Genomic DNA, 19,439 nt, shown 5'->3' with positions numbered 1-19,439 from the left:
AGTGCGGCAACCGTGGTTGGCGGTGCCGTCGGTGACATGCAGGCGTGTGAAGTTCGGCTTGAGCATCGGCAGCTTGTGCATCGCGGCGGCCGACTGATGGGTCACCACACCTGCGACAATGCCGAGCACTGCCGACGCGATCACGGTGAGCCGGTGCGCGTCCTCGGGTGTACGAACGTCGGCGGGTGCGAAGGCACCTCTGACGACGCGGACGATCTCTCCGCGTCTGAGCGCGCGTCGCAGGTCGTCGTCGGTGAGGCCATCGGCCAGTGCCTTCTTGCGGTAGATGATGCCGTGGTCGTCTGCGATGAACGGGGTCATGACAGCTCCGACGCGCGCGAGCACCCGGCGGTTCCCTCGCGCCCCAAACGCGGCCCGAACTGGTAGACGCGGCTGGTACACCGACCGCGTCCACAAGTTCGAGCCGCGTCTGGCCGTGGTCGTGCCCCGGGGGCCGACGCTCCGCGCTACATGCCTGCCGGCGGGTGCCCCAGCGAGATCAGAGCCCCATTGGGATCGTGCAGTGTCGCGAGCGTGCCGTACGGTGTATCGGTCGCGGGCATCATGACCGAACCGCCGATCTCCTCGGCGCGCTTGACCGTGGCGGGCACGTCGTCGACGCAGACGTAGATCTGCCAGAACGAGGGCAGCTCGGGCGGAAACAGGTTGACGGCGTCCATGATTCCCGCGTAGGACATGTCGCCGAAGAACACCTGCGAGTACCGCAGCGGGTTGCCCGGCTCGACGATCTCGACGGCACTGTTGTCGATGACCGTCTCGACGCGGGCGCCGACGACCTCCGGATAGAACACGACCGACTTCGTGTAGTCCTGGCTCACGCACTCGAACCAGTAGGGTGCGCCGTGCACGCCCCACTCGGCGAAACCCTTGTGCCTGTTCGGTTTCCAGAAGCCGATCACGGCGCCGGCAGAGTCCACCGCGACGGCCATCGTGCCCTCCTCGCCGACGTCCATCGGGGGAAGCATGACCGAGCCGCCCGCGGCTGTGACCAGCTCGAGCGTCGCCTCGGGATCGTCGGACCGCAGGTACGACGACCACACGTTGGGTACTGCCCCTTCGCCCATGGCCGGCATCAGACCGGCGACGCGGTGTCCGTTGAGGGTGAAGTTCTGATATCCGCCGAAATCCGGGTTGGGTTCCTCGACCTGCCAGCCGAACAGGTCGCCGTAGAAGTCGATGGCCTTGGCGGTGTCGCTGCTCATCAGGTCGAACCAGACGGGAGCCCCGGGCGGAGCGGTGTACTCGGTCATGACAGTGGCCCTTCTGCTGTGCTGGTGTGAGACGCCGGTACTGACCTCCATCCTCGCGAAAAGTCATCGGTGGCGTCGCCGAACGTCGGAGGTCGATGCGGGAGTGACACAACGGGTGGCACGCTTGACCCATGACAGACCGTGTGCGTGCACTCGCGTGGCCGTTGTTCGCTGTGTCGGGTCTGCTGATCGTCGGGTTCAGTCTGGTGTCGTGGGGGGACTCCGATCAGGGCATCGACTCGAAGATCTCAGGCGTCGGGCGTGTGTCGGTGCCAGGTGCGCAGCCCGAGGACGTTGCGTTCCTCGAGGCGCACACGCAACGACCGGCGCTGGTCACGATCGTGCTGGGGGCGGTGATCGCGCTCGCGGCGCTCGCGGGGTGGTGGCGTCCTCGCCTGCGGTGGACAGCGCTGGCCGTGATCGGACTCGCGGCAGTCGGCTCGGCCGTCGCCGCGGGAATCGTGCTCGCAGACCCCTCCGGTCAACTACTCGACGCCGCGGTGACCAACACCCTGGATCTCGCCCGGGGCGCGCAGGTGCTCCACCCGGGTTACGGAGTGATCGCGGTGCTCGTCGTGGCGATCATCGTGTTCGTCGGCGTGATAGCCGTCGTCGTCACCACCGGGCGTCGTCACCAGTACCCGTCGGGGTCGGATTCCGGCGACTCCGACGGAATGATCCCCTCGGCGACGCCGTGATCGATGCTCGCCGACAACCGTGAGCATGTCGGGACGAGTGCCGGGTTTCCACCCTGCGCGCGAATGCGGGCGAGTTCGGTGCACCGCTCGCGGGCGTCGGGGTTCCACTGCACGCTCGTGTGGTGTGCGCTCGTCTTCTTGACGAGCACGCACGCGTGGCACCCGCGACACTCGATCTCGGTCATCCCGCCGCGGAGGTAATGCTCACGGTCGCGGGCCGTCGACTCGTGCACGGCGGCTCGGCGCTGCGGGTCGTCGCCGAAGTCGGGCGCCTTGGACCACCCGGCGAGCGCGGGCGAGTCGCGCTGCGGCAGCCCGTCCGTGTCGATGCGATCGGTGGCCCTCGTCATGGTCAGACTCGCGTGTCGGTATCAGACGACGTCTCCGATACAGAAGACCCTGACAACTCGGCTTCCGCCCTCTCGCGCTCGTGCTTGCGACGCAGGTTCTCGGCCACCTCGATGTTCCAGCTCTCCACAGCCTTGGTGGTGTCGATCTCGTACTCGAAGCGCTGGGTCATCTCGTCGCTGACCTCGGCGGAGTCGACGTAGAACTGCTCGTACCAACGGCGAAGCTGGTAGACCGGCCCGTCCTCCTCGACCAGCAGTGGGTTGTCGATGCGGGTCTTGTTCTTCCAGATCTCGACGTCCTGCAGGAAGCCGACCTCGACACCCTTGGAGATCTTGTGCGCCATCCGCGACGCCTGCTCGCCGGTCATGCCCTCGGGGACCTTGGCCATCACGCCGTACATGAGAACGAACGAGTTGGCGTCGATGGGGTAGTGGCAGTTGGTGAGGATGGTTTCGATCTTGAAGTCGCCGTAGAACTGGACCATTGGGTTGAGCATGTACGACGGGCCGTAATACGCGGCCATCGACTCGAGTCGGCTCTCGGCGTAGCCGCTCCCGAAATCGATGTCGGGCCTGCCGTGGGAATTCATGTACTGCGCGGCCGTTTCGCCTTCGAAGACGTTCTTGAAATAGTCGGGCAGCGCGTAGTGGACGTAGAAGAAATGCGCCATGTCGACGACGTTGTCGATGATCTCACGGCAGTTCGACCCCTCGATCACGAGGCGATTCCAGGTCCACCCCGTCCAGGCGTCGCTCCCGACCTCGTCGAGTGCCGGGATGATGCAGTCCTCCGGCGGCGGGTTGCCCTCGGGGTCGTTGTACACGAAGACCTGCCCGTTACGGACCATCGTCGGCCACGAACGGGTCTTGGCGAGTTTGGGATTGCGTTTCGCATACGGCACGCCAGCGCAACGCCCGTTGCCCTTCCACATCCAGCCGTGGAATGGGCATGCGACGTTCCCGTCGCGTATCGAACCCTGGCTGAGATCGCCGCCCATGTGTCTGCAGTAGGCGTCGAGGATGTTGACCTCACCGTCATGTACCCAGAGCGCGAGCTTCGTACCGAAGACGGTGATCGAGTGGGGCTCGCCGTCGTCGAACTCGGAGAGCAGTCCCAGGCAGTGCCAGCCCCGCGCGAACCGCGTCGGTGGCACCCCGGTGTCGATCTCGCGCACGTCACTGTCGCGTGCACCACCGGATGGACCGGTGTTCGCAGCGGGTCGTGGGGTGACGGTCATCTCCGGTGCTCCTTGATCGAGGGCTGTTCGACTGCGGCCGGCGGTGGCGCCGAGCCGCGCGGCCGCTGAGCGGTCCGCTGTACTTCGAATACTAGAACAGGTTCCAGTATTCGTGTCCACATCGACTCTGCGTCACACGATCGCACCAGCACATGGGGCCAAGGTCCCGTCTGCGCCAAGATCTCGACAAAAACTAGAACCTGTTCTAATCTCAGATCTGAAACGGAAGTCTCACGACCGTGAATCGACAGGGTAGGAGCCGGGCCAAGATGTCAGCACATGAGCCGTCAGCACAACAATCGATGTCGTCGGGCGCGCAGAGGCGCGACGACCCGGCGCAGGCGGCAGCACAGGTGCTCGAGAAGATCAACGCGTTGCTGCCCGAGATCGAACAGCGGGCCCAGCAGACCGAGGATCTCCGTCAGATTCCGGACGAGACGGTCTCGAGCCTCGACGACGCGGGCTTCTTTAAACTGCTGCAACCGGCACAGTGGGGCGGTTACGAGGCCGACCCGGTCACGTTCTACGAAGCGGTGCGTCGGATCGGCAGTGCATGCGGATCGACGGGGTGGGTCTCGGGCATCATCGGCGTGCACAACTGGCATCTCGCGCTGTTCGATCAGCAGGCGCAGGAGGACGTCTGGGGTGTGGACCCGTCGGTGCGCATCTCCTCCTCGTACGCACCGATGGGTGCCGGTCAGGTGGTCGACGGCGGTTACATCGTCAACGGTTCGTGGGCGTGGTCGTCGGGCAGTGGTATCGCCGACTGGGTGTTCGTCGGTGGCCCGGTCATCAAGGACGGAAAGCCCGTCGACTTCGTCAGCTTCCTGATCCCGCGCGAGGATTACACCATCAAGGACGTCTGGAACGTGGTCGGTCTGCGCGGCACCGGCTCGAACACGATCGAGGTCAAAGACGTCTTCGTGCCACGGCATCGCATGCTGAGTTACCGCACGATGGGGATGGGCCAGGCGCCGGGTCTCGAGCGCAACACTGCCCCTGTCTACAAGATGCCCTGGGGCACAATTCATCCCAGTACTATCTCGACGCCGATCGTCGGCATGGCATACGGGGCGTACGCCGCGCACGTCGAACATCAGGGCAAGCGCGTGCGCGCCGCGTATGCGGGCGAGAAGGCCAAGGACGACCCGTTCGCCAAGGTCCGGATCGCCGGAGCCGCAAGCGATATCGATGCGGCATGGCGCCAACTGTCCGGGAACCTCGCTGCCGAGTACGACCACATCCTGCGTGGCGAGGAGGTGCCGATGGAATTGCGCCTGGCCGCCCGACGCGACCAGGTGCGCGCCACAGGGCGGGCGATCGCGTCGATCGACACGCTGTTCGAGAACTCGGGCGCCCACGCGCTCGAGAACGGCACCCCGATCCAACGCTTCTGGCGCGACGCCCACGCAGGCCGCGTCCACGCCGCCAACGACCCGGAGCGGGCATACGTGGCATTCGGCAACGGGGAGTTCGGTATTCCCGTCGGCGACACGATGGTCTGAGCGGGGCGTCCAGATGAGCGACAGTCCGATCAGTTCCCTCGGCTACATGCGCATCGAGGCCACCGACCTGGCCGCGTGGCGTGAGTACGGCCTCAAGGTCCTCGGCATGATCGAAGGGCAGGGTGCCACGCCCGACGCCCTCTACCTGCGTATGGACGACTTCCCCGCGCGGCTGGTCATCGTGCCGTCCGATCGCGACCATCTCAGCAGTACCGGCTGGGAATGCCGAAATGCGCGCGGGTTGCAGGAGGTCCGTGACCGGCTCGCAGCGGCAGGTGTGATCTTCCGCGAGGGCAAGGACGAGGAGTGCGCCGACCGACGGGTCGACGAGATGATCATCTTCGACGACCCCGCAGGCAACACGCTCGAGGTCTTCCATGGCGCAGCACTCGAGCACCGACGTGTCGTCAGCCCCTATGGTCACTCTTTCGTCACGGGTGACCAGGGCCTCGGTCACGTCGTCCTCACCTGCGATGACGACAAGGCTGCACTCGAGTTCTATCGCGATGTCCTCGGTTTCACGTTGCGCGACTCGATGCGTCTCCCGCCCCAGGCCGTAGGCCGGGAGGAGGGCGACGAGATCCCGTGGTTGCGTTTCCTCGGGTGCAACCCGCGGCACCATTCACTGGCTTTCCTGCCCATGCCTAATGCGACGGGTATCGTCCACCTCATGGTCGAGGTCGGCGACGCCGACGACGTCGGGCTCTGCCTCGATCGGGCTCTGCGCCGGAAGGTGCCGATGTCGGCGTCGTTGGGTAGACACGTCAACGATCTGATGTTGTCGTTCTACATGAAGACGCCGGGCGGATTCGACGTCGAATTCGGTTGCGAGGGAAGACAGGTCGACGACGGCGACTGGGTGGCCAGGGAGAGTACCGCGGTGAGTTTGTGGGGCCACGACTTCACCGTCGGATTCAAGAACCAGTGAACGGAAGGGCGAGTGCCCAGATGGCGCAGACACCGTACGGGTCAAGCGATTTCGACACACGTCAATTCCGGACCGCGATGGGGCAGTTCTGCACCGGCGTCACAGTCATCACCACGCTGACGGCCGACGGCGCGCCGTCGGGTTTCGCGTGTCAGTCCTTCGCGGCGCTCTCGCTGGATCCACCTCTGGTGCTGTTCTGTCCGCAGAGGACATCGCGGACCTGGAAGGTGATCGAGCAGAACGGGAAGTTCTGTGTGAACATCCTGTCCAACCGGCAGCAGGATGTCAGTGCCGCATTCGGTGCGCCGGGCGACGACAAGTTCGCGGGGATAGCCTGGGACCCGTCACCTGCAGGACTGCCGGTGATAAGACACGGCTTGACCTGGGTCGAGTGCTCGGTCGAACGCGTCGACGACGGCGGTGACCACCACATCGTGATCGGACGAGCCCTGACACTCGGAGAAGTGTTGCAGGACAAGCCGCTTCTCTTCTATCGCGGCGGATACCTGTCCACCGAGCACCCGCGGGTCACCCCCGCGCAAGCAGAACTCGAGAACTTCTTGACCTGGACCGGAGGGGACACCTGGCTATGAGCGGCGATGCCGAGACCGCCGTGACGGCAACGACGCCGCGTACCGCGTCGGTCGCGACAGCTGAGCAGGAGCGGATCGTCGACGTCACCGGGCCTCTCACCGATGCCATCTCCCGGGCGCAGGCGCTGGTGGCCGGTGCCGATTTCGTCCGCACCGACGCCGACCTGGCCGAGGGCTTCGACTACCTGGCCGGGAGCATCGCTGCGACGGTGCAACTGGCGAGGGCTCGCAGCCGTACCCATCCGGGTTTCGTCACCTCGACGGGTCCGAGTACCAAGATGGGCCTGGACAACCCCGACACCCTCTATCTGCACGCAGACATCGAGCCGACCGCCACCTATCGCGTCTGGGGGCGGCGCGGCAGCACGACCGATCTGAGCTTCCAGGTACTCCGCGGCGACTACACACCCAGCAAGGTTCCGGGTGGTGACGACGCGTTCGACGACCGTCGGATACCGATCGGCGACGACGGCAGATTCGAGATCATGTTCGGGCCCGACCAGGCCGCGGCGTCCGAGCGAGCCGACTACTTCGGCCTCGGTGACGGTGCGTCGATGCTGGCGGTGCGCGAGGTGTACTCGGACTGGTCGCAACGCAGGGGCGAGATAGCGATCGAGCGTGTCGACACCGTCGGTACTGCGCCTCCCGACCTCGATCTCGAGCGGGTACGTCGACGTTATGCCACCGCGGGGAAGATGCTCCTGGCGCGGCTGAACACCTGGTTCAACTTTCCCACGTGGTTCTACCTCGACGAGCCGGTGAACACCTTCACGCCTCCGCGACTCACACCCGGCGGCCTGTCGACCCAGTACTCGTCGGTCGGTCATTTCAGACTGAGTCCGGACGAGGCGATGATCATCACGGTGCCGAAATCCGCAGCGCCGTACCAGGGTTTCCAACTCGGCAGTATGTGGTACATCTCGCTCGACTACGTCAATCACCAGACGAGTCTGAACTCTTCCCAGGCGCAGGTCGACGCCGACGGTATGATCCGCATGGTCGTCGCGCACCGCAATCCCGGCGTCGCCAACTGGATCGAGACCACCGGACACGAGACCGGGATCATGCAATTCCGTTGGCAGCGGACAGATGTGCCGATTCCACCCGAGCAGGGTCCGACAGCACAGATCATCGATGCGGGCGACGTCGCTGACCATCTGCCGTACCTTGTCGACAACACGATCGATGCCGCCGGATGGGCGTCACGAATTGCCCTGCGACAGCGTGGTTTCGCAGAGAGGATGCTGGGGTGACCGACATGACGGGTCACGGACTGCTCGGCGACAAGGTGGTCGTCGTCTCCGGCGTGGGCCCGGGACTCGGTAGATCGATATCGGTGCGCGCGGCACAGCAGGGCGCGCGCGTCGTTCTCGCCGCGCGTACGGAGTCACGTCTGAAAGAGGTCGCCGCCGAGATCGACGCAGCCGGTGGCCGATCGCTGGTCGTGCCCACCGACATCACAGACGACGACGCCGTCGAGCAGCTCGTGTCGGCCACGGTCAACGAGTTCGGGCGGGTGGACGCCGTGGTGAACAACGCCTTTGCACTCCCGTCGATGAAACCGTTGGCGCGCACAGATTTCGAGCAGATCACCGCGAGTGTCGAACTCACGGTGCTCGGCACGCTACGCGTGGTCAGGGCCTTCACCGGTCCGCTCGCCGACGCCGCGTCGAAGGCGGGATCGCCGCGGGCGACGAGTGCGATCGTCAATATCAACTCGATGGTGATCCGGCATTCCGAGCCGCGCTATGGCAGTTACAAAATGGCCAAGTCGGCGCTGCTCGCTATGTCGCAGACGTTGGCGACGGAACTGGGCGACAAGCGGATACGGGTGAACTCGGTGGCACCCGGGTACATCTGGGACGATCAGCTGAAGTGGTATTTCGGCGAGGTCGCGAAGAAGTACGGCATCGGCGAGGACGAGGTGTATGCGCAGACCGCCGCACGTTCCGACCTCAAGCGACTACCCGAGCCCGACGAGATCGCCGAGGCCGTGGTGTTTCTCGCGTCCGACGCGGCCAGCGCGATCACCGGGCACACCCTCGATGTGAACTGCGGGGAATACCATGACTGACCGTGCAGGCAGGCGCAACGTCGGAACCATCGACGACCTTCACGAGTCTGCGATCAGGACAACGGGTCTCGACGATTTCGGCGACGACGACTATCTCGAACCACTCGGGGTGCTGCTCGAGTCGTACGCGAACGAAGCAGGACTCACCGAACTGGGCAGCAAGATGTTCCGCTACTTCCTCAAGGGCGCGCTGGTGGCACGGCTGATGAGTGAAGCGTCGTGGCAGGCCAACCCGTCGTATGCCGACGTCGCGATCACCCGACCGGTCTTCGTCACCGGCCTGCCCCGCACCGGCACGACGGCCCTGCATCGGTTGCTCGCCGCCGACCCTGCACACCAGGGACTCGAGATGTGGCTGACCGAGTTTCCGCAGCCACGGCCGCCGCGCGAACAGTGGGCGTCCAATCCGGTCTATCAGCAGATCGACGCCGGCATCGCGCAGCACCACGTCGACAACCCCGAGTTCATGGGTTTGCACTATCTCGACGCCGGTGAGGTCGAGGAGTGCTGGCAGTTGTTGCGGCAGAGCATCATGTCGATCTCGTACGAATCGCTCGCCTACGTGCCGACGTACTCGAGGTGGCTCGCCGAACAGGACTGGACACCGGCGTACGCGCGGCATCGTCGAAACCTGCAATTGATCGGCTCGAACGAGCCGGGCAAGCGGTGGGTGCTGAAGAATCCGAGTCACCTGTTCGCACTCGACGCGCTGATGGCCGTCCACCCGGACGCTTTGGTGATCCAGACACACCGGGCCCCGGAGACGATCATCGCGTCGATGTGCAGCCTCGCCGAGCACGCCACGCCCGGATGGTCGACGGTGTTCGTCGGCGATACGATCGGGCGCACCCAGCTCGACCTGTGGTCGCGCGGTCTGCGTCAGTTCTCGCAGGCCCGAGCGCGATACGACGCCGCGCAGTTCCTCGACGTCGAGTTCGACGACCTACGTGCCGATCCACTCGGCACCGTCGAACGCGTGTATGCGGCGCTGGAGATCGAGATATCGGACGAGGCGCGCGCGGCGATGGTGGCACTCGACGCGGAGAGCAGGTCCGGCGCACGTCGCCCACAGCACCGATACGACCTGGCCGATTACGGATTCACGCAGGCGGAGGTCGCCGCCGCGTTCTAGAGTCTGGGCATGGCAGTACCCAACGGTCGACGCACCGCCGAGGGTTTTCGACGGTTGATCGCGTTCGCCGACGCGGTTGTCGCCATTGCGCTGACCCTGCTGGTGTTGCCTCTCGCCGAAATCGGCAAGGAACTCGGTGGCGACACGACGGTCCCGGCCGTGTTCTCCGACCATTCCGGCGAGATCATCGGCTTCCTCATCAGCTTCCTCGTGATCTGGGTGCTGTGGCGCAATCACCATCGGACGATCGAGTACTTCGAGGGCTACGACAGGGTGCTGTTCGATCTGCATCTGGTGTGGCTGCTGACGATCGTCGTCCTCCCGTTCGCAACAGTGCTGCTGAGTGGAAACGGACTGAAGTGGGCCACCGCGTTCTACGTCGCGGTGCTGTTCGTGTCGGTGACGACGCTCGTCGCGATGGGTGAGTGGGGCAGACGGCATCGCGCGCTTCTCGCGACCGGGCCCGACGTCGACGAGTGGGTGGCGAGTGCACCGGACCTGGGCACCGTGGTGGCGCTCGTCGTTGCACTCGTCGGTTCGCTGGTCGTCCCGCAATGGGGGACCTGGTGGCTGGTGGTGCTGTTCCTCGCGGGACCTGCCGACAAGATCCTTGCCGCGCTGAGGCACTCGCGCCGGGAGTGACCGGCACCTCCGGCTTACCCGATCAGCGGACTCACTCGATCAGCGGACGGACTCGACCATCTCGGCGACGAGCTCATGCGGCTGGCCGAAGAGTTGCGCGCTGCCGTGTGCACGTTTGAAGTACAGCTGGATGTCGTGTTCCCACGTGATCCCGATGCCGCCGTGGATCTGGATCGACTCACCCGCGACCGTGGCGAAGGCCTCCGAGCAGTAGACGTGCGCCGACGCCGCCAGCTCAGCGGCTTCCGGATCGCCGGATACGACGGCGTCGACCGCGGCGCGGGCCAGGGACCGGGACGACTCGACCAGCGTGTACATGTCGGCCATGCGATGCTTCAGAGCTTGGAACGAGCCGATGATCCGCCCGAACTGTGTCCGCGACGATGCGTGCTCCACGGCGAGTTTCAACGCACGGTCGGCGCCACCGACCTGCTCTGCGGCCAGCAGCGCGAAGGCCAGTGTGCGCAGGCGCGCCACCAGGTTGCCGTCTGCGGTGACGGCAGTAGCCGCCGTGTCGTCGAACGTGACACGGGCCAGTGGCCGAGTCGGGTCGACGGTGGGCAGTGCGGTCACTTCCACACCGTCGGTGTGGGCGTCGACGACGTGGAGGGTGATGCCCGACGGTGTGCCCGCAAGGACCACGAACTGATCTGCGGATTCGCCGTCGATGACGAAATGCGCCGTGCCCGTCAGCAACCCGGACTCGCTCGCGACGCCGGGGGTACGCCAACCCGAGGCTCCCGCCCAACACAGTGCGGCGTTTCGTGTCCCGGAGGCGATGTCGGGCAGGAATCGCGCGCACGCGTCGGCGTCACCGCTGAGCAGCAGTGCGCCGGTTGCCAGTGCCGTCGAGAAGACGGGCACCGGACTCAACGCCGCACCGAGCTCCTCGAGAACCGTTGCGGTCTCCACGAACGACGCCCCGGCCCCGCCGAACTCTTCGGGAACAGCGAGCGCGGCAACGCCGATCTCGTCGCACAGTGTGCGCCAGAGCTTGTTGTCGATGCGCCCCGGCGCGCCCATCGCAGCTCGTACCTCGACGGAGCCGGATCGCTTCGTCAGGAGGTCGGCAACCGAACCACGGAGTGCTTCACGGTCTTCTGGTGAGACCGCACTCGGCGAGATCGTGGCATCCGGCAGGTGTGTCGTAGCACTCACAGCGACTCCAGGATTCGTGCGCGATGCTGCGCCGGCGTGCCCCACGCGGTCATCAGGGCGCGGGTCTTGGTGATGTACAACGACACGTCGTGCTCCGCGGTGTAGCCGATGGCGCCGAGGACCTGGAGGGCTCGCCGCGACGCGAGGTAGGCGGCGTCTGCTGCGGCGACCTTGGCGGCGGAGATGTCGCGATCGACGACGACGCCCGCGGGCACCGCGCCATCGATGCCCAGTGCCGCAGCGTGTACCAACGGACGCGCCATCTCGAGCGCGATCGCCACGTCGGCGAGATGATGTTTGACCGCTTGAAACGAACCGATCTGGCGACCGAACTGTGTGCGCGACAACGCATACTCCGACGCGATCGTGAGCATCGCCGCGCCGAGTCCGAGCAGCTGGGCCGCTGTGCCGAGCGCTCCGACCTGCGCGGCGCGATCGCCGTCGACGCCCTCGGCGACGGGCTCGGCGGCACGCACGGTCGAGACGGTCCGCGTTGGGTCGACGGTCCGCGCCGTGCTCTCCACAGTGGCAGTCGAGAGGCTGTCGTTCTCGACCACATAGATGCGGTCGGCGACATCGGCGTCCGCGGCGCGCGGTGACATCGGTGCTGCGGCGGCGGAACCGAGGCCGCCTTCCGCGATCGCCCGAAGCTGCTCTTCGGCGTCGGCGTCGGTGTCGCGGAGCAGAACAGGCAGCACTGCTACGGATTCGACGATCGGCCCGGGCAGCGCGTGACGCCCGACCTGTTCGAGCGCGACGACCATCTCGACCGCGCCGGCTCCGGCGCCGCCGTGCCCCTCGTCGATCAGCAGGCCGAAGACCCCGATGTCGGCGAGTTGTCCGAAGACCCCCTTCGCGGGTGCGCGGTCACCAGCGGCCCACGCGCGTGCGAGGGCAGGAGCGTCGGCCTTGGTGAGGAGTGCGTCGACACTCGATGCGAGGTCGTCGTGGATGTCGGACAGCAGGAAGTCCATCGCTCACCTATCCCCACGCGGAAGGCCGAGGAGACGCTCCGCGATCACATTGCGTTGAATCTCGTTGGTGCCGGCGTAGATCGGCCCGGACAGGGAGAACAGGTAGCCGTCCATCCAGGAGTCGTCGATCTCTGCCTCGGTGCCCTGCAGATCCAGTGCGGTTTCGTGTGCTGAGATATCCCACTGCGACCAGAACACCTTGTTGATCGACGACTCCATGCCCAGCTGGCCACCCGCCGCGAGCCGACTGACCGTCGCGTACGTCGACAACTCGTAGGCGCGCGAGCCGATCCACGCGTCGGCGACACGACCATCGACATCAGAACTCGATGGCGCGTCGCGGCGTCGCGTTTTCCACAACTCGACGAGACGGTCGGTGGTGGCCAGGAACCGGCCCGGCGAGCGGAGCGACAGTCCGCGCTCATTGGCGGCGGTACTCATCGCCACCCGCCAGCCGTTGTCCACCGCGCCGATGACCCCGGAGGCGCCGGGGTCGGCAGGGTCGTCGGGAACGAAGACGTTCTCGCAGAACAGTTCGGCGAATCCCGGCTCACCGTCGAGCTGGGGGATGGGTCGGACGGTGACGCCCGGGCTGTGGAGATCGAACATGAAGTAGGTCAATCCGCGATGCCGCTGCGCCGCTTTGTCGGTTCGGAACAGGCCGAAGGCCCTATCGGCAAAGCTCGATCGTGAGCTCCATGTCTTCTGCCCGTTGAGTAGCCAGCCGCCGTCTGTGCGGGTGGCCGTCGACCTGAGTGACGCGAGGTCGCTGCCGGCCTCGGGTTCGCTCCAGGCCTGACCCCAGATGTCATCGGCGCGCGCCATTCGCGGCATGATGCGTGCAAGCTGATCGGGATGCGCGTGTTCGAAAAGGGTCGGTGCGAGTAGAAAGATACCGTTCTGACTCACTCGACCCGGTGCACCTGCACGGTGATACTCCTCCTCGAACACGACCCAGTGCAGCAGCGGGGCGTCGCGTCCACCGAACTCTTCCGGCCAACTGACCACCGACATGCGGTCGGCTGCCATGGTGCGCTCCCACTCGCGGTGGGCCTCGAACCCCTCTGCGGTATCCATCGACGGAAGCGGTTGTGCCGGAACGTGATCGGCGAGCCAGGCGCGGACCTCGGAGCGAAAGGACTCCGTGGCGGCGTCGAAGGTGAGGTCCATCGGTCAGCTCCTTTTCGACGTAGAGCCGGCCGACGCCTTCATGGACTTCGCGTCCATGCCGCCGAGGGAGTCGCCACCGGAGGATTCGGCGTTTGCCGAGTGGGCGAAGTGGTGCCACCCGAACACCGAATCCATTGCGGTGCGCATGCCCATCTGGTCCTCGCAGATGTTCACCGCCTTCTTGGACAGGAACAGTCCCTGCATCGGCATGGCGACGATCTGCTCGCAGATTGCGTCGACCTTGCCGGACAGCGCATCTCGCTCGACGACATGATTGACCATGCCCCATTGCGCTGCCTGCGCGGCGGTGAACCGTTCACCGGTGAACAGGATCTCCTTGGCGCGGCGGGGTCCGAGTACGTAGGCGTGTGCGAAGTACTCGACTCCGGGGATGCCCATGCGTGCAACGGGGTCGGAGAAGAATGCGTCGTCGGAGGCGACGATGAAGTCGCACACCCAGGTGAGCATCAGGCCGCCGGCGATGCACGCGCCGTGTACCGCGGCGATCATCGGTTTGGGGATCTCCCGCCACCGACGGCACATGCCGAGATAGACCTCGGTCTCCCGGGCAAGCCGCTGATCGGCCCCGGTCTTGTCCGTGTGATCCCAGTGCAGGGCGGCGACGTTGTCGTAGTAGGTGTCGAAGTCGCGTTCGGGGGTGCCGATGTCGTGGCCGGCCGAGAAGTGTTTGCCATTGGCACGCAGCACGATGACCTTGACGGCGGCGTCGTCGACAGCCCTGCGGAAGGCCGCGTCCAGCGAGTACGTCATCACCGAGTTCTGGGCGTTGCGGTACTCGGGCCGGTTCAGCGTCACGTACGCGACGGCTCCGTCGGCTCCGCCGACCTCGTAGGCGACGGGAGACGTGTCCGGGCCGAGGTCGTCGGGGCCCAGCGGGGTGGGGATCACGGCATCGCTCATGCTCACGAGCCTAACCTAGCAAATGCTTGGTTGGTAGCCTCGACCGTCTCGGCGAGCGCACCCACTCCCGGTGGCGCCGGTTGCGGGAGCCGGCCGGCGCACGTGGTTCAGGGAATGCTGATGGTGGCGGTGCAGGAGTTCGTGGGGATCGACCAGAGACCGTTGCTGTTCACGGCGCTCAGCGTCACCTTCACCCGTCCTTTGCCGGGTTCGTTGCGTGGGAAGCCGAATCCGAGGGTCCCGGTGTTGGGAGGCTTTGCCACTCCATGCGATCGCATGGTGCCGTGCTTCCCGTTGTCGAGGTGTTTCCAGGTGAGGGTGGCGTCGGAGACGTAGCCCACGCCGAGCCACACACTCGAGAATGTGACGAGCAGCGTGGTGAAACCGTCGTATTGGGTGACGTTGATGCCCGGGGGCGCGAACGGGACGTCGATGATGTTCGGGCTCAGTCCGAAACATTGCGAGAGCGGGAACGAGCGGTTGTAGTCGGCTGATGCTGTGCCCGCTCCGTGTGCGAGACCGGTGGCTCCTCCGGCCACGATCGCCGCGGCGGCCATGCATGCGGTGGTGGTGCGAATTCGATTGCGAATCATCTCTGTGTTCCTTTCGTGAGGGTTAGGGGCGCAGCGTGTCAGCTGAGGACCAGGGTGCCGCTGCACGACGTGGCCGGGATGGACCACAGCGCATTGCGGTTGACAGACCGGAGCGTGACCTTGACCGCGCCCGGCGCTGCCTCACCCGGTGTGAAGACGAAAGTGTGCACACCGGTATTGGGTGGCACGACTCTGGAATGCGAGACCTTCGTGCCTCGCTTGTTCCCCTGCTGCCACTCGAGCCACGCGGTCGAGTCGTAACCGACGCCGATCCACAGGCTGCCGTAGGTGACCGTCACCCAGTTCGTTCCCTGATAGGAGCCGACAAAGATGCGATTGGGCATGTACGGGGTGTCGACGATGTTCGGGCTCGGTCCGAAGCACTGCGACAGCGGATACTCGCCGTCGGCCGACGCCGTGCCTGCACCGTGGGTGAGACCGACGAGCGTTCCCGTGGCGAGTGCGACCGCAGCGGCGATGCCGACGAGCCTGCTCGTGCGCCGACGGCCGGGTGTCGAGGCGGCGTCGTGTGTTGTCGGGTGGGTGACGCGCCTGGACATGGTGTACTCCTTCGGTAGAAGGTCGATCGGACGCGAGTGTGGTCTTGGCGATCCGAGAGGCGAGTGCCACCAGGCGGGTTGGTTGTGTTCGACGACACTCACTGACTACACCGGGCAAAGCGGACGTTTCGTTAGCAGGAAAACCGATCCGTTACGCCACTGTGATCCTTCGGTAGGCGGCGGAACGTGGAAGGGGCGGGCAATGGATGACCGCAACGTGGTGTGGCAGTCGAGCAAAGTGTCTCGCGAGCAGCGCCCACATCGCGGTGGCACGCTGTGGATAACCGGGCTCTCGGGATCTGGAAAATCCTCCGTCGCAATTGAACTCGAGCGTCGACTGGTTGCGCAGGGGCGCCCGGCGTATCTGATGGACGGCGATAACCTCCGGCACGGGCTCAACTCCGACCTCGGCTTCAACGACGACGACAGGCGCGAGAACATCAGGCGCACAGCTGAAGTCGCCGCTCTGTTCGCCGATTCGGGCTCGGTTGCGATCGTGTCGCTGATCTCCCCGTTCGCTGACGAACGTCGTCGTGCCCGAGAGATCCACGAGGAACGCGGGCTCCCGTTCTACGAGATCTTCCTCGACACCTCGCTGCAGGAGTGCGAGCGTCGCGACCCCAAGGGTCTCTACGCCCGTGCGCGGCGCGGCGAGATCAGGCACTTCACCGGGATCGATTCGCCCTACGAGCGTCCGGAGAAGCCGGACGTGGTGATCAGGCCCGCCGACGGCTTGCCCGCGGACACCGCCGCCGCTGTTCTCGCCGAGCTGGGTTTGTGACGTGCGGACACCGCGAGGAACACGACAACCCCGCGGTGAAGAATTCTCGGTGAGCATCGGTACCGTCGTCGTGTGCGGGCCACCTGCCTGCCCGAAGGTGTAGTGGGAAAGGGAACACGAGTGGACGATCGCAGCCTGGCCGGAGAACTGGCAACCGCGGCAGGGGAGTTACTCCTCGACATCCGCGCCAACAGCGGCCTGAGCGGGCGCGCGCTCGGCGACGCCGGTGATCGACGCTCCGACGACTACATCCTCGGCCGACTCGCGCAGTTGCGACCCGACGATGCCGTGCTCTCGGAAGAGTCGGCTGACGACAAAGCGCGACTCATCGCGCCGCGCGTGTGGATCGTCGACCCCGTCGACGGCACGCGGGAGTACGGGAACGTCGACGACTCCGGCGAAGGCCGTAGGGACTGGGCGGTGCATGTCGCGCTCTGGTCGTCGACCGGCGGTGGAACGTTGATCGCCGGTGCTGTGGCGCTGCCCGCACTGGGCGTCACCTACCTCGACGATCCGACGCCGATCGCGCCGACCGAGGGGCTGGCAGACGTTCCGCGCGGTGACAAGCCGCGTGTCGTCGTGAGTGGCTCCCGTCCGCCCGCGTTCTCGCAGGCCGTTGCCGACGCCCTCGGCGGTGAGGTCCTGCAGATGGGATCGGCGGGTGCCAAGGCGATGGCCGTGGTGCGAGGCGAGGCCGACGCCTACGTCCATGCCGGCGGGCAGTACGAGTGGGATTCGGCCGCGCCGGTGGCCGTCGCGCAGGCACAAGGACTGTGGTGCAGCCGAATCGACGGATCGCCGCTCGTCTACAACCAGGACGACACCTACCTGCCCGACCTCGTGATCTGCCGACCCGAGTTGCGGGACACGATCATCGCGGTGACCGCGGCGGAGTGACGCGGGGTCGCTTCGTAATCGGCCGCGTCACCTCGCCAACCCCGACATCAGGTTCGTGATCGCGGTGTGCACGTCACGCGCCTCGATTCTCATCAGATCCTCCTGCGACAGTGAGGTCAGATCGCCTGCGGAAAGGCGATATTCGCGCTCCTCTTCCGCGGACTCGATGATGTTCCGCACGAATCGTCCGTTGCCCGCGAGATCGATGCCGCGGCGGACGCCCGAGTCGTTCTCGCGCACGTCGTGGTAGAGCGGGGTGCAGGCCTGCTCGATTGCCGCCACTGCCTCGGGCGTCAGCGTCGAATCACGACGCTGCGCGAGGTACTCGCCGATGCGGGCCAACTCGTCGGGTGTGTACGACTCGAATCTGATGCGCCGGGCGAAACGTGAGGCCAGGCCGTCGTTGGACGCGAGGAATCGGTCGATCTCGGCGTCATAGCCCGCGATGATGACGACGAGGCGGTCGCGGTTGTCCTCCATCCGGGCCAACAGCGTGTCGACAGCCTCGCGTCCGAAGGCATCTCCGCCCGAGAGTCCTTGCTGGACAAGCGTGTACGCCTCGTCGATGAACAGCACGCCATCCATCGCGGAATCGATCAGGGTCGAGGTCTTGATCGCGGTGCTGCCCAGGTGCTCGCCGACCATGTCGCGTCGGGTGGCCTCGACGACCTTGTCGGACTTGATGAATCCGAGGCCGCAGTACAGCTTCGCGATCACCCGGGCGACAGTGGTCTTGCCCGTCCCGGGCGGCCCCGTGAACGCCAGATGCAGACTGCGCGCCGAGGTCGAGAGTCCCCGATCGGCGCGAATCCTCGCCAACGTTGCGGCCGACTGGAGCTTGGCGACCTGCTCTTTGACCGATGTCAGGCCGATCTGCGCCTCGAGCTCCGCCTGCCTGTGCCGTCGTGACCAGGGCGTCGGCGGTGTCTGCCTCGGCGTCGGAGATATCGGTGGCTGCGAGGACGGTCGGTGTCGACGGCACCGAGGCGGGATCCCAGGGGTCCGTCCGTGCCGCGATCTCGTCGGCACTCGTGATGGTCAGCCGGATCGACGGCGTCCGCAGCGCCTCGGCTGCTGCGGTGAGGGAGGGGTCGTTGGCGAAGGCCTGCTCGAGCAGCGGGGTCGCCTGTGCTTCCTTTCCTTCTCCGCGCAGTGCGAGCCCGTAGGTGTACATCGCGCGACTGGCGCATGCGGGGATCGCGCACGTCATCGCTCGTTCGAGGCGTCGGATGGCTTCGGCCGTCATGCCGAGTTGGGCGCACGCGGTGCCCGTGAGGTAGTCGGCGACGGCAACCATGTAGGGGTCGTGCCACTGTTCCGAACGTGCGAGCGTCGACAGGACATCCGGCCAGCGCCCGGTGCGGAAATAGAGCACGGCTTCGATGAACGAGACGATCGTCGTTCGACGCTCCGGCCCGATGGCATCGAGGACGTGGCGGGCGCCCGCGAAATCGTCGCCCGCGATCAGTGTCGCCGCATATGCGGTGCTGGCCTCGACGGCGTCGGACAGGGGGTAGTCGATGAACATGCCCGTGTACCACCGCCCGACGAGTGTTCGTGGTGGCAGGCCGAGTCGTCGTTGCTCCGCACCGATGTGGTCGCGGTGCCGGAACAGCGCGAGGAACACCTCGTTGGAGGTGTCGCCGCAGGCGAGACGGCCGAGCCAGGCGTCGGCAAGTCCGGGATTCCATTCGCTGGCACGCGTGAACGCCTTGGCGGCCTGCGCCGGATCGTTCACCGGATCGGTGCCCTCGACGGAAATGCCCAACGAGAGCACTCCCAACTCGAAGAGCTGCCTCGCCTTGCGGACGTCGGCCATCATCCCCCCACTCAGTCTGATTGAACCGCTTCGCGTAAGTCCGATTGAACCGCTTCGCGTAGATCAATCACGGTAGCGGGTGCGTACGGCGATCGGGCGTGAAGTATTCGTTGTGGACTCAGAGCCGGGTGCGTG

General features: G+C 65.8%; 18 protein-coding genes and 3 pseudogenes. 10 read left to right on the top strand and 11 right to left on the bottom strand.

The genetic code is table 11. The features are described 5' to 3' along the window. Both GOOTI_RS19055 and GOOTI_RS19050 read right to left on the bottom strand, forming a co-directional pair. Window positions 1-321 (bottom strand): annotated as a pseudogene (locus GOOTI_RS19055) (hypothetical protein); the annotation flags it as partial. Between the two features lie 146 nt (window positions 322-467). Next, the gene (locus tag GOOTI_RS19050) at window positions 468-1,271 is read right to left on the bottom strand and encodes a VOC family protein (protein WP_007240236.1); all 804 of its coding nucleotides are present in this window, start codon (window positions 1,269-1,271) and stop codon (window positions 468-470) included. 131 nt (window positions 1,272-1,402) lie between these two features. Here GOOTI_RS19050 and GOOTI_RS19045 point away from each other — a divergent pair, with 131 nt between their 5' ends. Next, complete coding sequence (locus GOOTI_RS19045) at window positions 1,403-1,969, top strand: hypothetical protein (RefSeq protein ID WP_007240235.1); 567 nt, start codon at window positions 1,403-1,405, stop codon at window positions 1,967-1,969. Here the strand turns inward: GOOTI_RS19045 and GOOTI_RS19040 are convergent. Beyond that, window positions 1,903-2,319: a hypothetical protein gene (locus GOOTI_RS19040; RefSeq protein ID WP_007240234.1), complete on the bottom strand. Its 417-nt coding sequence runs from the start codon at window positions 2,317-2,319 to the stop codon at window positions 1,903-1,905. The genes GOOTI_RS19045 and GOOTI_RS19040 overlap by 67 nt on opposite strands. Before the next feature lie 2 nt (window positions 2,320-2,321). Continuing rightward, a complete protein-coding gene (locus GOOTI_RS19035) occupies window positions 2,322-3,557 on the bottom strand; it encodes a 3-ketosteroid-9-alpha-monooxygenase, oxygenase component (RefSeq protein ID WP_007240233.1) in 1,236 nt (411 codons plus the stop codon). A gap of 302 nt (window positions 3,558-3,859) precedes the next feature. Between GOOTI_RS19035 and hsaA the strand changes: the two genes are divergently transcribed. The 7 genes from hsaA to GOOTI_RS19000 are packed head-to-tail and all read left to right on the top strand — an operon-like array spanning window position 3,860 to window position 10,431. Further along, entirely contained in the window at window positions 3,860-5,062 is a 1,203-nt protein-coding gene (gene hsaA / locus GOOTI_RS19030) for a 3-hydroxy-9,10-secoandrosta-1,3,5(10)-triene-9,17-dione monooxygenase oxygenase subunit (protein WP_007240232.1), read from the top strand. A gap of 13 nt (window positions 5,063-5,075) precedes the next feature. Then, window positions 5,076-5,990: an iron-dependent extradiol dioxygenase HsaC gene (hsaC, locus tag GOOTI_RS19025; RefSeq protein WP_007240231.1), complete on the top strand. Its 915-nt coding sequence runs from the start codon at window positions 5,076-5,078 to the stop codon at window positions 5,988-5,990. Window positions 5,991-6,010: 20 nt separating this feature from the next. Continuing rightward, window positions 6,011-6,583 (top strand): 3-hydroxy-9,10-secoandrosta-1,3,5(10)-triene-9,17-dione monooxygenase reductase subunit, encoded by a 573-nt coding sequence (gene hsaB / locus GOOTI_RS19020; RefSeq protein WP_007240230.1) that lies wholly within the window; start codon window positions 6,011-6,013, stop codon window positions 6,581-6,583. Further along, window positions 6,580-7,836: a hypothetical protein gene (locus GOOTI_RS19015; RefSeq protein ID WP_007240229.1), complete on the top strand. Its 1,257-nt coding sequence runs from the start codon at window positions 6,580-6,582 to the stop codon at window positions 7,834-7,836. The genes hsaB and GOOTI_RS19015 overlap by 4 nt, the downstream gene beginning before the upstream one ends. 5 nt (window positions 7,837-7,841) lie before the next feature. Continuing rightward, window positions 7,842-8,657 (top strand): SDR family oxidoreductase, encoded by an 816-nt coding sequence (locus tag GOOTI_RS19010; RefSeq protein WP_039994363.1) that lies wholly within the window; start codon window positions 7,842-7,844, stop codon window positions 8,655-8,657. After that, window positions 8,650-9,789: a sulfotransferase family protein gene (locus tag GOOTI_RS19005; protein ID WP_007240227.1), complete on the top strand. Its 1,140-nt coding sequence runs from the start codon at window positions 8,650-8,652 to the stop codon at window positions 9,787-9,789. Before GOOTI_RS19010 ends, GOOTI_RS19005 begins: the two co-directional genes overlap by 8 nt. Window positions 9,790-9,798: 9 nt before the next feature. After that, complete coding sequence (locus GOOTI_RS19000; protein ID WP_007240226.1) at window positions 9,799-10,431, top strand: TMEM175 family protein; 633 nt, start codon at window positions 9,799-9,801, stop codon at window positions 10,429-10,431. Between the two features lie 39 nt (window positions 10,432-10,470). Here the strand turns inward: GOOTI_RS19000 and GOOTI_RS18995 are convergent, their stop codons facing one another. The 6 genes from GOOTI_RS18995 to GOOTI_RS18970 form a co-directional block, all read right to left on the bottom strand. Further along, window positions 10,471-11,589 (bottom strand): acyl-CoA dehydrogenase family protein, encoded by a 1,119-nt coding sequence (locus GOOTI_RS18995; protein ID WP_007240225.1) that lies wholly within the window; start codon window positions 11,587-11,589, stop codon window positions 10,471-10,473. Continuing rightward, a complete protein-coding gene (locus GOOTI_RS18990; RefSeq protein WP_007240224.1) occupies window positions 11,586-12,563 on the bottom strand; it encodes an acyl-CoA dehydrogenase family protein in 978 nt (325 codons plus the stop codon). The genes GOOTI_RS18995 and GOOTI_RS18990 overlap by 4 nt, the downstream gene beginning before the upstream one ends. Window positions 12,564-12,566: 3 nt before the next feature. After that, on the bottom strand, window positions 12,567-13,733 hold the full coding sequence (locus tag GOOTI_RS18985) for an acyl-CoA dehydrogenase family protein (RefSeq protein ID WP_007240223.1): 1,167 nt from the start codon (window positions 13,731-13,733) through the stop codon (window positions 12,567-12,569). Window positions 13,734-13,736: 3 nt separating this feature from the next. Then, complete coding sequence (locus GOOTI_RS18980) at window positions 13,737-14,654, bottom strand: enoyl-CoA hydratase (RefSeq protein ID WP_007240222.1); 918 nt, start codon at window positions 14,652-14,654, stop codon at window positions 13,737-13,739. A 107-nt stretch (window positions 14,655-14,761) separates the two neighbouring features. After that, a complete protein-coding gene (locus tag GOOTI_RS18975; protein WP_007240221.1) occupies window positions 14,762-15,247 on the bottom strand; it encodes a hypothetical protein in 486 nt (161 codons plus the stop codon). Between the two features lie 38 nt (window positions 15,248-15,285). Continuing rightward, entirely contained in the window at window positions 15,286-15,807 is a 522-nt protein-coding gene (locus tag GOOTI_RS18970; protein ID WP_007240220.1) for a hypothetical protein, read from the bottom strand. A gap of 208 nt (window positions 15,808-16,015) precedes the next feature. On the opposite strand from GOOTI_RS18970, the pseudogene cysC reads away from it, so the two are divergent. Then, window positions 16,016-16,588: pseudogene (cysC, locus tag GOOTI_RS18965) on the top strand (adenylyl-sulfate kinase); the annotation flags it as partial. Window positions 16,589-16,708: 120 nt separating this feature from the next. Next, on the top strand, window positions 16,709-17,485 hold the full coding sequence (locus GOOTI_RS18960; RefSeq protein WP_007240218.1) for a 3'(2'),5'-bisphosphate nucleotidase CysQ: 777 nt from the start codon (window positions 16,709-16,711) through the stop codon (window positions 17,483-17,485). Window positions 17,486-17,512: 27 nt separating this feature from the next. On the opposite strand, the pseudogene eccA reads toward GOOTI_RS18960, so the two are convergent. After that, window positions 17,513-19,304: pseudogene (gene eccA / locus GOOTI_RS18955) on the bottom strand (type VII secretion AAA-ATPase EccA). Window positions 19,305-19,439: the final 135 nt, after the last annotated feature.

This window comes from Gordonia otitidis NBRC 100426 (assembly GCF_000248075.1).
Lineage (GTDB): Bacteria > Actinomycetota > Actinomycetes > Mycobacteriales > Mycobacteriaceae > Gordonia > Gordonia otitidis.
The sequence above is the reverse complement of the archived record's forward strand: the minus strand, read 5'-3'. Positions and strand labels throughout refer to the sequence as shown.

Coding starts and splice junctions, on each gene's coding strand:
- GOOTI_RS19045 (WP_007240235.1), top strand. CDS start 1,403: ATGACAGACCGTGTGCGTGCACTCGCGTGGCCGTTGTTCGCTGTGTCG.
- GOOTI_RS18970 (WP_007240220.1), bottom strand. CDS start 15,807: ATGTCCAGGCGCGTCACCCACCCGACAACACACGACGCCGCCTCGACA.
- GOOTI_RS18980 (WP_007240222.1), bottom strand. CDS start 14,654: ATGAGCGATGCCGTGATCCCCACCCCGCTGGGCCCCGACGACCTCGGC.
- hsaC (WP_007240231.1), top strand. CDS start 5,076: ATGAGCGACAGTCCGATCAGTTCCCTCGGCTACATGCGCATCGAGGCC.
- GOOTI_RS18975 (WP_007240221.1), bottom strand. CDS start 15,247: ATGATTCGCAATCGAATTCGCACCACCACCGCATGCATGGCCGCCGCG.
- GOOTI_RS18990 (WP_007240224.1), bottom strand. CDS start 12,563: ATGGACTTCCTGCTGTCCGACATCCACGACGACCTCGCATCGAGTGTC.
- GOOTI_RS19005 (WP_007240227.1), top strand. CDS start 8,650: ATGACTGACCGTGCAGGCAGGCGCAACGTCGGAACCATCGACGACCTT.
- GOOTI_RS18985 (WP_007240223.1), bottom strand. CDS start 13,733: ATGGACCTCACCTTCGACGCCGCCACGGAGTCCTTTCGCTCCGAGGTC.
- GOOTI_RS19050 (WP_007240236.1), bottom strand. CDS start 1,271: ATGACCGAGTACACCGCTCCGCCCGGGGCTCCCGTCTGGTTCGACCTG.
- hsaB (WP_007240230.1), top strand. CDS start 6,011: ATGGCGCAGACACCGTACGGGTCAAGCGATTTCGACACACGTCAATTC.
- GOOTI_RS19040 (WP_007240234.1), bottom strand. CDS start 2,319: ATGACGAGGGCCACCGATCGCATCGACACGGACGGGCTGCCGCAGCGC.
- GOOTI_RS19010 (WP_039994363.1), top strand. CDS start 7,842: ATGACGGGTCACGGACTGCTCGGCGACAAGGTGGTCGTCGTCTCCGGC.
- GOOTI_RS19000 (WP_007240226.1), top strand. CDS start 9,799: ATGGCAGTACCCAACGGTCGACGCACCGCCGAGGGTTTTCGACGGTTG.
- hsaA (WP_007240232.1), top strand. CDS start 3,860: ATGTCGTCGGGCGCGCAGAGGCGCGACGACCCGGCGCAGGCGGCAGCA.
- GOOTI_RS19035 (WP_007240233.1), bottom strand. CDS start 3,557: ATGACCGTCACCCCACGACCCGCTGCGAACACCGGTCCATCCGGTGGT.
- GOOTI_RS19015 (WP_007240229.1), top strand. CDS start 6,580: ATGAGCGGCGATGCCGAGACCGCCGTGACGGCAACGACGCCGCGTACC.